The 13,058-nt window shown below is 59.2% G+C and carries 16 protein-coding genes and 1 other RNA gene; 12 read left to right on the forward strand and 5 right to left on the reverse strand.

What is annotated here, in order from left to right:
* Positions 1–2: 2 nt before the first annotated feature.
* The 4 genes from JLC71_RS06385 to JLC71_RS06400 form a co-directional block, all read right to left on the reverse strand.
* Positions 3–605, reverse strand: a complete 603-nt coding sequence (locus tag JLC71_RS06385) for a septation protein A (protein ID WP_236251009.1) — start codon at positions 603–605, stop codon at positions 3–5.
* 38 nt (positions 606–643) lie between these two features.
* Positions 644–826, reverse strand: coding sequence for a hypothetical protein (locus JLC71_RS06390; RefSeq protein ID WP_200917918.1), 183 nt, complete (start codon positions 824–826; stop codon positions 644–646).
* A 19-nt stretch (positions 827–845) separates the two neighbouring features.
* Positions 846–943: signal recognition particle sRNA small type (ffs, locus tag JLC71_RS06395), an RNA gene on the reverse strand.
* Positions 944–956: 13 nt separating this feature from the next.
* On the reverse strand, positions 957–1,979 hold the full coding sequence (locus JLC71_RS06400) for an asparaginase domain-containing protein (protein ID WP_374757619.1): 1,023 nt from the start codon (positions 1,977–1,979) through the stop codon (positions 957–959).
* A gap of 64 nt (positions 1,980–2,043) precedes the next feature.
* Between JLC71_RS06400 and smpB the strand changes: the two genes are divergently transcribed.
* Positions 2,044–2,490 carry an SsrA-binding protein SmpB gene (gene smpB / locus JLC71_RS06405; protein WP_200917920.1) on the forward strand — a complete coding sequence of 149 codons (447 nt, stop codon included), beginning with the start codon at positions 2,044–2,046 and terminating at the stop codon, positions 2,488–2,490.
* Positions 2,491–2,548: 58 nt separating this feature from the next.
* Here the strand turns inward: smpB and plsY are convergent, their stop codons facing one another.
* Complete coding sequence (plsY, locus tag JLC71_RS06410; RefSeq protein WP_200917921.1) at positions 2,549–3,154, reverse strand: glycerol-3-phosphate 1-O-acyltransferase PlsY; 606 nt, start codon at positions 3,152–3,154, stop codon at positions 2,549–2,551.
* Positions 3,155–3,242: 88 nt separating this feature from the next.
* On the opposite strand from plsY, the gene JLC71_RS06415 reads away from it, so the two are divergent.
* The 11 genes from JLC71_RS06415 to JLC71_RS06465 all read left to right on the forward strand — a co-directional run bounded on the left by JLC71_RS06415 (position 3,243) and on the right by JLC71_RS06465 (position 13,050).
* Positions 3,243–3,599 (forward strand): dihydroneopterin aldolase, encoded by a 357-nt coding sequence (locus JLC71_RS06415; protein ID WP_200917922.1) that lies wholly within the window; start codon positions 3,243–3,245, stop codon positions 3,597–3,599.
* A 119-nt stretch (positions 3,600–3,718) separates the two neighbouring features.
* Positions 3,719–4,624 (forward strand): Tim44 domain-containing protein, encoded by a 906-nt coding sequence (locus JLC71_RS06420; protein WP_200917923.1) that lies wholly within the window; start codon positions 3,719–3,721, stop codon positions 4,622–4,624.
* Between the two features lie 80 nt (positions 4,625–4,704).
* Positions 4,705–5,067, forward strand: a complete 363-nt coding sequence (locus JLC71_RS06425) for a hypothetical protein (RefSeq protein WP_200917924.1) — start codon at positions 4,705–4,707, stop codon at positions 5,065–5,067.
* 41 nt (positions 5,068–5,108) lie between these two features.
* Entirely contained in the window at positions 5,109–5,774 is a 666-nt protein-coding gene (locus JLC71_RS06430; protein WP_200917925.1) for a Crp/Fnr family transcriptional regulator, read from the forward strand.
* Positions 5,775–5,903: 129 nt separating this feature from the next.
* Positions 5,904–6,869, forward strand: a complete 966-nt coding sequence (locus JLC71_RS06435) for an L-threonylcarbamoyladenylate synthase (protein ID WP_200917926.1) — start codon at positions 5,904–5,906, stop codon at positions 6,867–6,869.
* Positions 6,870–6,949: 80 nt separating this feature from the next.
* Positions 6,950–7,432, forward strand: a complete 483-nt coding sequence (locus JLC71_RS06440; RefSeq protein ID WP_305066884.1) for a type IV pilin protein — start codon at positions 6,950–6,952, stop codon at positions 7,430–7,432.
* Positions 7,432–7,971, forward strand: a complete 540-nt coding sequence (locus tag JLC71_RS06445; RefSeq protein WP_200917927.1) for a GspH/FimT family pseudopilin — start codon at positions 7,432–7,434, stop codon at positions 7,969–7,971. Before JLC71_RS06440 ends, JLC71_RS06445 begins: the two co-directional genes overlap by 1 nt.
* A gap of 2 nt (positions 7,972–7,973) precedes the next feature.
* Positions 7,974–8,624 carry a prepilin-type N-terminal cleavage/methylation domain-containing protein gene (locus JLC71_RS06450; RefSeq protein WP_200917928.1) on the forward strand — a complete coding sequence of 217 codons (651 nt, stop codon included), beginning with the start codon at positions 7,974–7,976 and terminating at the stop codon, positions 8,622–8,624.
* Between the two features lie 58 nt (positions 8,625–8,682).
* A complete protein-coding gene (locus JLC71_RS06455; protein ID WP_200917929.1) occupies positions 8,683–9,966 on the forward strand; it encodes a hypothetical protein in 1,284 nt (427 codons plus the stop codon).
* Between the two features lie 9 nt (positions 9,967–9,975).
* A complete protein-coding gene (locus JLC71_RS06460) occupies positions 9,976–10,629 on the forward strand; it encodes a type IV pilus modification PilV family protein (protein WP_200917930.1) in 654 nt (217 codons plus the stop codon).
* Positions 10,630–10,785: 156 nt separating this feature from the next.
* The gene (locus tag JLC71_RS06465) at positions 10,786–13,050 is read left to right on the forward strand and encodes an arginine/lysine/ornithine decarboxylase (RefSeq protein ID WP_200917931.1); all 2,265 of its coding nucleotides are present in this window, start codon (positions 10,786–10,788) and stop codon (positions 13,048–13,050) included.
* The last annotated feature ends 8 nt before the right edge of the window (positions 13,051–13,058 follow it).

Raw genomic sequence — 13,058 nt, forward strand, 5'->3', positions numbered from 1 at the left:
GATTATTCCTTGCCTTGCGGCGAGGCATTGTCCAGATAGCGACTCAACACCACCCCCTGCCCCAGCACAAACAGCAGCGTCAGACCCAAAGTGCCAAAGAGCTTGAACTTGACCCAGATATCTTCGCTGAACTGGAAAGCCACAAACAGATTAAGCGCCCCCATGACAACAAAGAACATCGCCCACGCCAGATTGACCTTGCTCCAGACGGACGCAGGCATTTCCAGCTGCTGCCCCATGAGCTTTTGCATCAGGTTCTGCCCGCGCAGCCATTTGGCGCCAAGCAGCACCACGGCAAACACCCAGTACAGCGCGGTCGGCTTCCAGAAGATGAAGGTTTTGTCGTGCAGGAGCAACGTTGCGCCACCGAGCACAGCGATCAGGCCGAAGCTCAACCACAGGGTTGGTTCGACCTTGCGCCAGCGCAGCCAGGAAAAGACGACCTGCGCACCCGTCGTCACGATCGCAACCGCCGTAGCGATAAAGAGATCATTCGTAATCGAATAGGTGCCGAAGAACAGCACGATCGGGAAGAGATCGAAGAGAAACTTCATTGGCATGCCATGGCTGCAGAATGCGGCATTATGCAGCGGCAGCCGCCGCAAAAACAAGCCAAAAGCTACCCCGTAGAGCGGGGAACTTGCTACCGTTCGGCAAAAAAAAGCGCCGCGGGAAGGCGGCGCTCAAATACCACTGGAGATACACGAAGCATCAGCTTGCGAAACCCATAGTGCGCCGCGAACCGGATGCCCGCCTTGATCGTGATCAACATCGCCAGGGGATGCCGGACAATGACCGACGAAAAAAAACCGGCTTGCGTCTGCAAACCGGCTTTTCAAATTCGGGGTGGCGAGCCCGACCCCCGGCACTGGCATCAAAAGCTGTGGCTGCTTCCTTCCGGACCTGACCAAGTTCACCTTCTAGCCATGCGGGGAGACCCGCCATAGAAGCGAAGACTATACCACAACCGCTCCGCCCGGGGAATCGCCTTCACCATGCTCGCCGGCCCAGTCGGCCAGAAACGCCACTTGCCGCGTCGCCAGATCCTGCGAACGAGCAGTCACGGCATAGAGCTTGGCCAGGGCCGCCTCCGGCGTCATCCCCGCACCGTCGAGCAGTACAGCGCCGGATAGATGACTGGCAGCATACAGCCCGGGCCGGGCACTGCCGCGCGGGCAGATACTGAGATTGACCACCGGAATTCGCGCCGCCAGTGCGGCGAGCACTTCAAGTAGCGCAGCTTGGTCGGGCAGATTGCCGCTACCAAAACTCTGCAGCAACAGTGCATCCGGCTCCGCGTACCGCAATGCCTCGGCCAGCCATGCAGCGGTAAAACCCGGTGCCAGTTGCACATGCAGAACGCGCGCGGAGACATCCAGCGGGATGAACGCCATTTCCGCCATCGCACACGCAGGCTTGCGTAGACGCGCCGTATCCAACTGCCAACTGCCATCGACAAACACGCCAAGCGATGCCTCGTTGGGTGCGCCAAAGGCATCGTCGTGATCGCAATCGAGCTTGCGTACCCGGCAGCCGCGCCACACCTGCCCGGCCATGACCACGCCCACCTCAACAAATGCGCTTGCCCGATCAGCCAGCGCCAGCGCGGCGGCGACATTCCCCGGCGCGTCGCTTCCCTGCTCGAACCATGGCCGCATTGCGCCGGTCAAAATGACCGGCTTCCCCAGCCCGCGCAGCAACAAAGCCAACGCCGAGGCGGTCCACGCCAGCGTATCGGTGCCGTGCAGTACCACAAAGCCTGCATACCGATCACTGCGCGCAACAATATCGCCGGCAATCCGGTTCCAGTGCAGCGGGCCCATCGCACTGGAATCAAGCAGCGGCTGATATTCGAGTAATTCCGCATCGGGTGCCAGTTGCCGCAAACGCGCGGTGAGCGCCCCGGCAACCGGCGCCAGGCCGTCATTTCCGGGCTGCATACCGATGGTTCCGCCCGCGTAAATAACCAAGATAGACATGTTGACCTCGTCCCGGAGTGGGTGCTGTGGTTAAAATTGCGTTTTGCCTGCTACCTGATCACCCATGACCATTGTCGATAACCGCAAGGCGTTTCACGATTACTTCATTGAAGAGCGCTATGAAGCCGGGCTCGTGCTCGAAGGCTGGGAGGTCAAATCGATCCGGGCTGGTCGCGTTCAGCTGAAAGAATCCTACGTCAGCTATATCAAGGGCGACTTCTGGCTGCTGGGCGCGCATATATCGCCGCTCTCGACCGCCTCGACCCATGTGCTCCCCGACCCCACCCGCATTCGCAAACTGCTGCTCAAGGCCAGCGAAATCGAAAAGCTGTCGATCAAGGTCGAGCGCGCCGGCTATACCGTCGCCGCGCTGAACATGCACTACACCCGTGGTCGCATCAAGCTGGAGATCGGTCTGGCCAAGGGCAAGCAGCAGCACGACAAGCGCCAGACCGAGAAAGAGCGCGAATGGCTGCGCGAGAAACAACGCATTTTGCGTGATCGCGGCTAAGAAGCCGGCTTTACCGCGAATCGAAACGGCCCACAATGTGGGCCGTTCTACCTGCAGGCTATTCGCGCTTGCTGCCGATGCGGCTTTCCTTGCCCGACAACAAGCCGCGGATGTTCTCGTGATGCCGCGCAATCAGCAACACGGCGATCAAGCTCACCGCATACCAGTACACCGGCTGTGGCAGCCACAACCACGTCAGCACCGGGGCAATCAGCGCGGCGAGCAGTGCCGCCAGCGACGAAATCTTGAAGCCCTTGGCGACAACGAGCCACGCCAGCGCCACCACAAGGCCAACGCGCCAATCCAGCGCCAGCAAAATACCCGCCGCCGTCGCCACACCCTTGCCGCCCTGAAAGCGGAAGAACACCGGCCACATATGCCCCAGCGCCACGGCCACCGCCGCCAGCGCAATCGCCGTATCGCCAAGGCCGAAGCGCGACGCCACTCCTTGCGCCAGCCAGACCGCCAACCAGCCCTTGAAGGCATCACCGGCCAGCGTCAGCGCTGCGGCCTTTTTATTACCACTGCGCAGCACATTGGTCGCGCCCGGATTGCCCGAACCATAGCTGCGCGGATCGTCCAGCCCCATCAGGCGGGAAACGATCACGGCGAACGACAGGGAACCGATCAGATAGGCAGCAAGGGCAAGCATTAGCGAGGACATGGGCAAATCCACTACAATCGCGGGCTTGGCATTGTAAGTCATTGCGCAGCGAGCGCATCAAATGCCGCATCAGTTATGTGACAGAGCTATGGACACCATCTATTTGCAAGGCGTTCGCGCCAAAACCCTGATCGGCTGGTACGACTGGGAACGAGTTGCCCCGCAAGACGTCGAGCTTGATCTCGATATCGGCCTGCCATCAGCGCGGGCCAGCGTATCCGACGATCTGATCGATACCATCGACTATGATCTCGTTGTGAAAACACTGCGCAGCGAACTCGAGAATCAGCATTTTCTGCTACTCGAAGCCCTGGCCGAGTTTATTGCGCAGCTGTTGCTGGATCGCTTCAGTGCACCCTGGGTGCGGATCTCGGTGACCAAGCCGGGCATCCTGCAGGACGTTGCCCGGGTTGGCGTAACGATCGAACGCGGCCAGCGCAACTGAAGCACGACAGCATTTTTTGCGTAAACCAGCACCAAGGGATTGAACTTGTCCTGGGCCACCCCCACTAAGAGTGGCAATAGTCACAAACCTTAGACATATACCAAAGGGAATACCGGTTCATGACAACACGGCCGATGCGCCAGCACCTGATGCTGGGCTTGCTTACGATTTCACTTTTCGCCAGCCCGCTTGCCGAAGCAAAACGGCTCGGCGGCGGCCGCTCCAGCGGCCTACAGCGCCAAAGCGCCCCGCAGCGCCCGGCGCCAGCGCCACAACAGCAAGCCGTACCGGCACAAACACCAGCTCAGCAACCGGCACGCAGTGGTGTCGGCACCGCGCTGGCCGGCGCAGCTGCCGGTGCAGTCGGCGGCTATATGCTGGGCAAGGCCATGAACGGCAACAACGCCTCGGGCGCATCCGAATCCCAAGGCGACGGCATTCCTTGGGGCTGGATTCTGCTACTTGGCGGGCTCACCATCGGCGGTGTGATGTACATGCGCCGTCGCGCCCAGCGGACGTCCCCGGTCGGCTACGGCCATGTGCCGGCAGCAGCAGGTGGCGCAAACTGGCAAAGCCAGCCGAAATCACAAACGGATCGCGTTTTCCGCATGGGCGACGGCATGAACGGCGCCACCGCGCCGGCGCAAGCAATCACCCGCCTGCCGGACGGCACCGAAAGCGCCGCATTTCTGCGCCAAGCCCGCGCCAGCTTCCTGCATATGCAGGCATTGAACAGCCCCGAGCAACTTGAAGAACTGCGCAATTACCTGACGCCGCAAATGTTCACCTCCTTGCAGGCAGAAATCGGCGGCAATCAGGATCTCGCCGAGTTCTCGGAACTGCAGGTGGAACTACTGGACGCCGGCGAAGACAATGGCCAGCTCGTTGCCAGCGCCCGTTTTTACGGCAAGGTCAGCGAATCGCTGGGTGCCCCAGCCGTACCGTTCGCCGAAGTCTGGCACTTCGTCAAACTGAAGCCGAACGATCCGCGCTGGGTACTGGCCGGTATTCAACAAGCCAACTGACCCGACCAGGACGAGGCGTGATTGGCATATGTCAACGCGAAGCTGAATGATTTGGCTTACAATTAAAACCAATCAATCAGATGTCTGTTGACATGCCCATCTCGCCTCGTCTCGCTCTGCTTTCCTTGTTGCTGGTATTGCCGCTTACGGCCTGTGACCAAGTCACGGGCCTCTTGAACAAACAGCAGGAAAACGGCAAGGCGATCGGTGCCGCCTGCAGACACAGCGGGCGCGCCTTGGAAGATTGTTACCTTCGTAATGCAAGGGTACCCAAGGCCGATATCTATGCGGGCTGGAAAGAAATGAATGAATACATGCTCGCCAAGAAAATGGATATCGTCCCAGCCCTCGCCGATTCGGCCGACCAACCGTCAGCCGGGCACGCGAGCGGCGTCGCGTCTGCGCCACACAATGGCGCCAACGTATCGAACACCCACAATTAAAAAGCCAACCCAACATGAATAGGGCTTAAGGACATCTCCATATGGAACACTCGCTGAAAACCTTCCTGACTCAGCTGCCGATCTTCGAACAATTTTCGGACAGCGATCTCGATATCGTCTTCAACGCCGCAGTTAAAAGGCAGCTTCCCAAGGGCACCTTCCTGTTCCGCGAAGGCGATCCGGGCGAAGCGATGTATGTACTGGTTGAAGGGCGCACCCGCTCGTTCACCAGCGACAATCAAGGCAAAGAGTTCGTCTTTACCATCGGCGAACCGGGCGACGTATTCGGTGAGATTTCCATGCTCGACGAAGAACCGCGCTCTTGGTCGACCCAGACCGAGGAAGACTCGACCTTCCTGATGTTCACCAAGCAGGACTTCCGCACCGCGATCGATACCTACCCGCAGTTGAAGGACAAGCTGATCCTCAACCTTGCGCGCATGATTCGCGAATTGTCGACGACAATGAAAAACCTCGCCCTGCTCGACGTTTACGGTCGGGTTCGTGCGCTGTTTGAAACCATGATTGTCGAAATTGACGGCGTGACGATGATTTCCGAGCCGCTGACCCAGCAAGCCATCGCCGACCGCGTTGGCTCGTCGCGGGAAATGATTGCCCGCATCCTGAAAGAACTGGTTTTCGGCGGCTATGTCCGACTGGAAAACAAGCGCATCATCATCCTGCAAAAGCTGCCTGAGCGTTTCTAAGCCAGCAGCACAGCAGCGCAAAAGCCGGCCCAGCGCCGGCTTTTTCATGCTTCGCCTCGTGCCACGCCACACGGGGAAGTGCTCGGCATCGCGGGTATAATTGCGTTTTTTAAGAACCAGTGCCTCGCCATGAATGATCTGGATCACGCCATCGCGCTATTACGCCAAGGCGAGCTGGTCGCCATTCCGACCGAAACCGTTTACGGCCTGGCCGCCGATGCAGCCAATCCGGAAGCGGTTGCCAAGATATTCGCCCTGAAGGGCCGCCCGAGCGATCACCCGCTGATCGTGCACATCGCCGGCACCGCACAGCTCGACGACTGGGCCATCGACATCCCCGCCGACGCACGCCGACTCGCCGAGGCTTTCTGGCCGGGGCCCCTCACGCTGATTCTCAAGCGCCAACCCCACGTTTCCGACTCTGTTACCGGCGGCCAGGGCACGGTCGGCCTGCGCGCGCCGGCGCACCCGCTCGCGCACGCCCTGCTGCAGCAATTCGGTGGCGGTCTGGCCGCCCCATCGGCCAACCGCTTCGGCCACGTCAGCCCGACCACCGCACAACACGTGCGCGACGAATTCGGCGCCGAATGCCCGCTGGTGCTCGACGGCGGCGCCAGCCCGGTCGGCGTTGAATCGACCATCGTCAGTCTGGTCGACGAGACCCCGAAGCTGCTGCGTCCCGGTGGTATCGCCCGCGAAGCCATCGAAGCAGTGCTCGGCCGCACGCTTGAACACCATCAGAGCAACAAAACCGCCAAAATTCGCGCGTCCGGCCTGCTGGATTCACACTACGCACCGCGCACGCCGCTGGTGCTCGGCACTTTGCCTGCATTGCTCGACGATGCCACTCGCCGCATGGCAGCCGGTGAACGCGTCCTAATCCTGCACCGAACCCCGATCGACGCCCTGCCCGCAGGCGCCCACCACCAGCAACTGGCCGCCGACGCAGCGCATTTTGCCCGCGAGCTCTACGCACTTTTACGCCGCCACGACCACCAGCACGACGTGCTGCTGATGGAGGCTCCACCACAGACACCCGAGTGGCTTGCCGTCAACGATCGGCTCAAGCGCGCCGCCACTGCCCGCCTCGAGTAGCGACCGACTGTCGGCAGTTCGGCGACGCCGGCCGGTAGCTTACAAGTAATCATTGCCCTGTATTGACAGGGGTCTTTATCATGTCCTATCCCCCGAAGAGGGGATGGGAGGAAGACATGACAAAAAGTGCTCGGGGATTCACCCTGATCGAGCTGATGATCACTGTGGCGATTATCGGCATCCTGGCAGCCATTGCTTTGCCCAATTATCAGGAATACGTGCGCAAGAGCCGGCGTAGCGACGCGACCGTCAGCTTCGCCAGAATCCAGCAGGCACAAGAAAAATGGCGTGCCAACAACAGCAACTACACCAACAACTTCGGCACGGGTGGACTCAATCTTGCCAGTGGAGCCACTGCCACGTCGTTAACCAGCGAGAGCGGCTATTACACCCTTGCCATCGGCAGTAATGCGGCAAGCGGCTACACGGTAACAGCCACCGCACAAAACGCGCAGAGTTCGGATCGCGCCAACTGCAAGACCCTGCGCTTGGTGGTCAGTAATGGCAACAGCTCGGTTTACGATAGTAGCAGTGGCACCAGTCAGACTTGTGTAAGCAAGTAATGAGCGCCTTCGCCGATACCCGCACTCGCGGGTTTACCCTCATCGAATTGCTGATCACGATTGCAATCATTGCCATTCTGGTGGCCATTGCGGTGCCCAATTTTTCCGGTTGGCTACAGCGGGAGCGCTTGCGTGGGACTGCCGCCGAAGTGCAAGGCTGGATCAAATACGCGCGTTCCGAGGCGACCCGCCGCAATGCGCCGGTTTATCTGCAAGCCACCACCGGCAGCAACTGGAGCTTGATTGCCAGCACACAAAGTGCGGCCTGTACCGTGCTTGATCCCTGCGACTTGAAAAGCTTTAACGCTGCACGCAACCCGCAGCTTGATCTTGCTGCAGTTTCAAGCAATTTCTCCGGCACTCAAATCAGCCCTATTGATGGCCTACTGACCTATTCGGGCGGAACCAGCAATACCGAGTCACTTACTGTCGGCAGTGGCAACTACCAACTGCAGATCAGGGTCAGCCGTACCGGAATGACCTCCGTATGTGTTGCATCGGACAAACCGGCAATCGGGGGCTATGCAGCATGCAGCTGAGTATGCAGCGTGGCATCACGCTAATGGAAATACTGATTGCGCTCGCCATCGGCGTATTGCTGCTCAGTGCAGCGGCATCGATCGGACTGAGCAGCCTCGCCGGCAACAAGGATGCGTTAATCAATGCCAACACCCAGCAGGAATTGCAGACCGTATCGATGGCCATTACGCGCGAACTGCGTCGGTCCGGCTATGCCAATACCGAAGCGGTGGCCCCCACTTTTCGCCAGATATGGTTTTTTGGCGGAAGCGGCCAGAACGATCATAACTGCGTCGTCTTTCGCTATGACCGCCTGCCGGAAAGCACGACGCTCGCCCCTCCTGGAAACGGCACGCTGACCGCTGCCGAGGTACGCGGCGTACGCCTGAATGGCAATCGCATTGAAATTCTGACGACCGGGAACCTTGGTGCCCCCGCCAATTGCGCGGCAGCCGGCACCTGGGAGCCGCTGACCAGCACCAACCTGACGGTCACGGCCGATACCGGACTCGACCTTGATTACCGCATTGTGCGACTGCAGTCTGACGGCCTCCCGCTAGCCAACGATGTAACCATCACGCTCAGCGCGCAATCGTCCAACGGCAACGCCTCGACCCTTGCCCAGACCGTCTTGCTGCGCAACCGTCCACAGGTCATGGCCCCAACGCCGTAACTCGGAGTTCCATATGCCACACCCGACTTCCCGCTTGCGACAACATGGCGTTGCGGCCTTGCTCGTCACCGTACTGATCGCACTGGTTGCGGCCGTTGCCAGTGTTTATGCGTCACGCGCCACCCTCACTGCACAGCAGAGCGCCAGCAATGATTACCAGCAAATGCTTGCACGTACTGCGGCTGAAGAAGGTGCCGATCAGTTCACCAAACAGGTTTTAGATGATTTGGCAGAGCTATCCAAGGCCACGCCTGGTACAACCTACGTCCTGCAAGCGGGCACCAGCAGCCCCTCATCGACTTGCGCACCGGGTAGTGCTGAGTTGCCATATGAATTCAAATCGACCTATGCCGATAGCACCAATAAGAAGATTTTTGCAAATAGCAAATTCTATACTCGCTCGGTATCACCGATAGCGGCTGTAACCGGTACAGACCAAGGCACTGCGTGGGCTGTCCGTGCGCAGATCAGCGGAGACAAGATTTTGCTGGACAGTGTTGGTTGCACCGGCAACGCTGGCGTGGGACACGCAATATGCTCGGCCGCGCCCACACTCGCCCGCACTCGGCGCACATTGGAGCTAGAGGGATTGGTAAACCTTGGCAGCAGTGCGGTGACGGTCGGCAACTACGTAGACTCTAGGGGGGCGATTAACGTCACTACGGCAACTCCCAGCGACCCCAAACCTAAATGTGCGATGACCTACGGCGATAGTTATAACTACGTGGGATCTCCCGGATTGCAGTGCGAATCGGGCGCGTGCATACCACTCGCCAATGCAGGGCTAAAAAATAATCTATTTCAGCAAATATTTGGCGCAACCAAAGCTGACATTGCAGCCAATGCGGATCGTGTTCTTGCAGGAGGCTGCGCTGGCAGTAGCATTACCGGATTGGTTGATGATGAAGTGGTATGGATCAATGGGGATGTCACCAATTGCACATTCGAGGGCTCTACCAAAGCAGTTATTATCGTAAATGGCAATATAAGAGGGAGCTTGAGGGCCACAGGCCTTGTTTACGCCAATAACCTATACCAATCAGGCGAAGTCGAAGTTTTAGGCTCGATTGTCGTCGAAAATGCTTGGGACAAAGGTGCCCTTGGTGAGCTATTTACCAATGGATATCATCAATATCCGAACCACATCAATGACGAAGCGCCGGGCGCCACTTTTAGTGATGGTGTTTTCAGCCCTACCTACGGTGCAGCGCCCACGAACCAATCGCTGACCGTCACCCACTCGGCGTCCGGAGCCATCAAGGTCAACTACAAGTCATTCACTTTCAAACCCATCGTACCCATCGTAACCAAATCCTTTCCTGGCTCTTGGATCGATTTCTGAGTCTGAACAATGAAAACGCTCAAAGGCTTCAGCCTGATCGAAATATTGGTAAGCGTAGTCATCCTAGCCGTCACGGCGCTCGCATTGTCACGCTTCAACGCTGTGCAACAGCAAAATGCAATGGCGGCACATGAACGGCTGGAAGCGACGCGCCTTGCCGAACGGATGATGGAAGGCGTACTCAACTACGCGCGAACCCGCTCCGACCCCGACAGCGCCGGCATGGACTTTTCCGGCATTACACTCGTTCGCAATAGTGCAACGGCGTTTGACAACACCAGCATTGCCGGCCAGACCAGCACCTATAACGTAGCGGTGCGGTTTGACAGTGCGCCGGACTGGGTTGACGATGCGGCCACAAGCGACGATACCTTGGCATTCAAGACCCAAGTAAATGTCACTTGGGCCGATAGTGTCGGTGCGAGCCAAGTCGTCACCATCAGCCAGGACATCTATACACCCAAGCAAGAAAAACTGGCCCCCCCCCTGCCTGCCACCTGTCCGGCAGAAACCAGCACCTTCCCCGTTACCGCATATTCCTATTACACGATAGGAAGCGGAACTACGGCCAAGCTGTACTACTGCAAGTCGGCGACAGGCTGCACAGGTACGCCCGCGGCGCAAGCCGCGCAATGGACCTTGGTACGCGGTACTTGTTCGTGATACGGACTGCCGTTGTCACGCATACGCAGTGTAATTCGTTTATGATTGCGCCTCCCCGGGACGTCCCAGGCCGGTAACAGGGCTGCTGCAATGGCAGCCCTGCCAGAGGTACCGCGCTCCCTTTCCTTATAACGCTCCTGGAAAGGTTAACCCCTCATGCGTTTTTACTTTCCTCTCGTCATCATCGACGAAGATTTCCGCTCCGAAAACACCAGCGGCTCCGGTATCCGCGAGCTGGCCGCGGCCATCGAGGCCGAGGGCATGGATGTCATCGGTTACACCAGCTATGGCGACCTGACCAGCTTCGCGCAGCAGCAAAGCCGCGCCGCCGGTTTCATCCTGTCGATCGACGATGAAGAGTTCGGTGGTGGTTCGCATCAGGAAACCCAGGATGCGCTGAACAGCCTGCGCAATTTCGTCGCCGAAATCCGCCGCCGCAACCCGGACATCCCGATTTATCTGTACGGTGAAACGCGCACCGCCCGCCACATCCCCAACGATGTGCTGCGCGAACTGCATGGCTTCATCCATATGCACGAAGACACGCCAGAATTCGTCGCACGGCACATCATCCGCGAAGCCAAGAGCTATCTGGATACGCTGGCGCCACCGTTCTTCCGCGCGCTGACGCATTACGCCCAAGACGGCTCGTACTCGTGGCACTGCCCGGGACACTCGGGTGGCGTGGCTTTCCTGAAGTCGCCGGTCGGCCAGATGTTCCACCAGTTTTTCGGCGAGAACATGCTGCGCGCCGACGTCTGCAATGCGGTGGATGAACTCGGCCAGCTGCTCGACCATACCGGCCCGGTTGCCGCGTCCGAGCGCAACGCGGCGCGCATTTTCAATTGCGATCATCTGTTCTTCGTCACCAATGGCACGTCGACGTCGAACAAGATCGTCTGGCACAGCACCGTGGCGCCGGGCGATATCGTCGTGGTCGACCGCAACTGCCACAAATCGATCCTGCACGCGATCATGATGACCGGCGCGGTGCCGATCTTCCTGACGCCGACGCGCAACCATTACGGCATCATCGGGCCGATTCCGCGCAGCGAGTTCGAGCCGGAAAGCATCCGCCGCAAGATGCTGGCCAACCCGTTCTGCCGCGAGAAGCTCGAAGCCAACCCGGACGTGAAGCCGCGCGTGCTGACGATCACCCAGTCGACCTACGACGGCATCATGTACAACGTCGAAGAGATCAAGGGTCTCTTGGACGGCGAAATCGATACGCTGCACTTCGACGAAGCCTGGCTGCCGCACGCGGCTTTCCACGATTTCTACGGCGACTACCACGCGATCGGCGAAGGCCGGCCGCGCTGCGATACCTCGATGGTGTTTTCGACCCAGTCGACACACAAGCTGCTCGCCGGCCTGTCGCAGGCATCGCAGATCTTGGTGCAGGACGCCAACGACAACAAGCTCGACCGCGACATCTTCAACGAGGCGTACCTGATGCACACCTCGACGTCGCCGCAGTACGCGATCATCGCCTCGTGCGATGTCGCCGCGGCGATGATGGAGCCGCCGGGCGGCACCGCGCTGGTTGAGGAGTCGCTGGCCGAGTCGCTGGAATTCCGCCGCGCGATGCGCAAGGTCGACGAGGAATACGGCAGCGACTGGTGGTTCCGCGTCTGGGGCCCGGACGATCTGACCGATGAAGGTCTGGATCACCGCGATGCCTGGATGCTCAAGGCCGGTGAATCGTGGCACGGCTTCGGCGATATCGCCGAAGGTTTCAACCTGCTCGACCCGATCAAGGCGACCATCATCACCCCGGGGCTGAATGTCGACGGCGACTTCGCCGAGGCGGGTATTCCGGCATCGATCGTCAGCAAATATCTGGCCGAGCACGGCGTGGTGATCGAAAAGACTGGCCTGTACTCGTTCTTTATTCTGTTCACCATCGGCATCACCAAGGGCCGCTGGAACACGTTGCTGACCACACTGCAACAGTTCAAGGACGATTACGACAAGAACGCGCCGCTGTGGCGTGTACTGCCGGACTTCGTGCAGCAATTCCCGCAGTACGAGCGCATCGGCCTGCATGAGCTTTGCCAGCAGATCCACGGCATCTACAAGGCCAACAACGTCGCCAAGCTGACGACCGAAATGTACTTGTCCGATCTGGTACCGGCGATGAAGCCGGCCAAGGCGTTCAGCAAAATGGCGCATCGCGATATCGAGCGCGTGCCGCTGGACGAACTCGAAGGCCGGATCACCGCGGTGATGCTGACGCCGTATCCGCCGGGCATTCCGCTGCTGATTCCGGGCGAGGTGTTCAACGCCACCATCGTTGACTACCTCAAGTTCGCGCGCGAATTCAATCAGCGCTTCCCGGGTTTTGAAACCTACATCCACGGTCTGGTGACCGAGGATGCCGGCGGCGCCAGGGGTTATTTCGTCGATTGCGTCATCGAGTAAATCGACGT

Source organism: Jeongeupia sp. HS-3 (assembly GCF_015140455.1).
Taxonomy (GTDB): Bacteria; Pseudomonadota; Gammaproteobacteria; order Burkholderiales; family Chitinibacteraceae; genus Jeongeupia.

Excerpts from the sequence above, each read along its gene's own strand:
- JLC71_RS06465 (WP_200917931.1), top strand. The coding sequence starts at position 10,786 with ATGCGTTTTTACTTTCCTCTCGTCATCATCGACGAAGATTTCCGCTCC.
- JLC71_RS06430 (WP_200917925.1), top strand. The coding sequence starts at position 5,109 with ATGGAACACTCGCTGAAAACCTTCCTGACTCAGCTGCCGATCTTCGAA.
- JLC71_RS06460 (WP_200917930.1), top strand. The coding sequence starts at position 9,976 with ATGAAAACGCTCAAAGGCTTCAGCCTGATCGAAATATTGGTAAGCGTA.
- JLC71_RS06420 (WP_200917923.1), top strand. The coding sequence starts at position 3,719 with ATGACAACACGGCCGATGCGCCAGCACCTGATGCTGGGCTTGCTTACG.
- JLC71_RS06450 (WP_200917928.1), top strand. The coding sequence starts at position 7,974 with ATGCAGCGTGGCATCACGCTAATGGAAATACTGATTGCGCTCGCCATC.
- JLC71_RS06425 (WP_200917924.1), top strand. The coding sequence starts at position 4,705 with ATGTCTGTTGACATGCCCATCTCGCCTCGTCTCGCTCTGCTTTCCTTG.
- plsY (WP_200917921.1), bottom strand. The coding sequence starts at position 3,154 with ATGTCCTCGCTAATGCTTGCCCTTGCTGCCTATCTGATCGGTTCCCTG.
- JLC71_RS06440 (WP_305066884.1), top strand. The coding sequence starts at position 6,950 with ATGTCCTATCCCCCGAAGAGGGGATGGGAGGAAGACATGACAAAAAGT.
- JLC71_RS06445 (WP_200917927.1), top strand. The coding sequence starts at position 7,432 with ATGAGCGCCTTCGCCGATACCCGCACTCGCGGGTTTACCCTCATCGAA.
- JLC71_RS06400 (WP_374757619.1), bottom strand. The coding sequence starts at position 1,979 with ATGTCTATCTTGGTTATTTACGCGGGCGGAACCATCGGTATGCAGCCC.
- JLC71_RS06415 (WP_200917922.1), top strand. The coding sequence starts at position 3,243 with ATGGACACCATCTATTTGCAAGGCGTTCGCGCCAAAACCCTGATCGGC.
- JLC71_RS06435 (WP_200917926.1), top strand. The coding sequence starts at position 5,904 with ATGAATGATCTGGATCACGCCATCGCGCTATTACGCCAAGGCGAGCTG.
- smpB (WP_200917920.1), top strand. The coding sequence starts at position 2,044 with ATGACCATTGTCGATAACCGCAAGGCGTTTCACGATTACTTCATTGAA.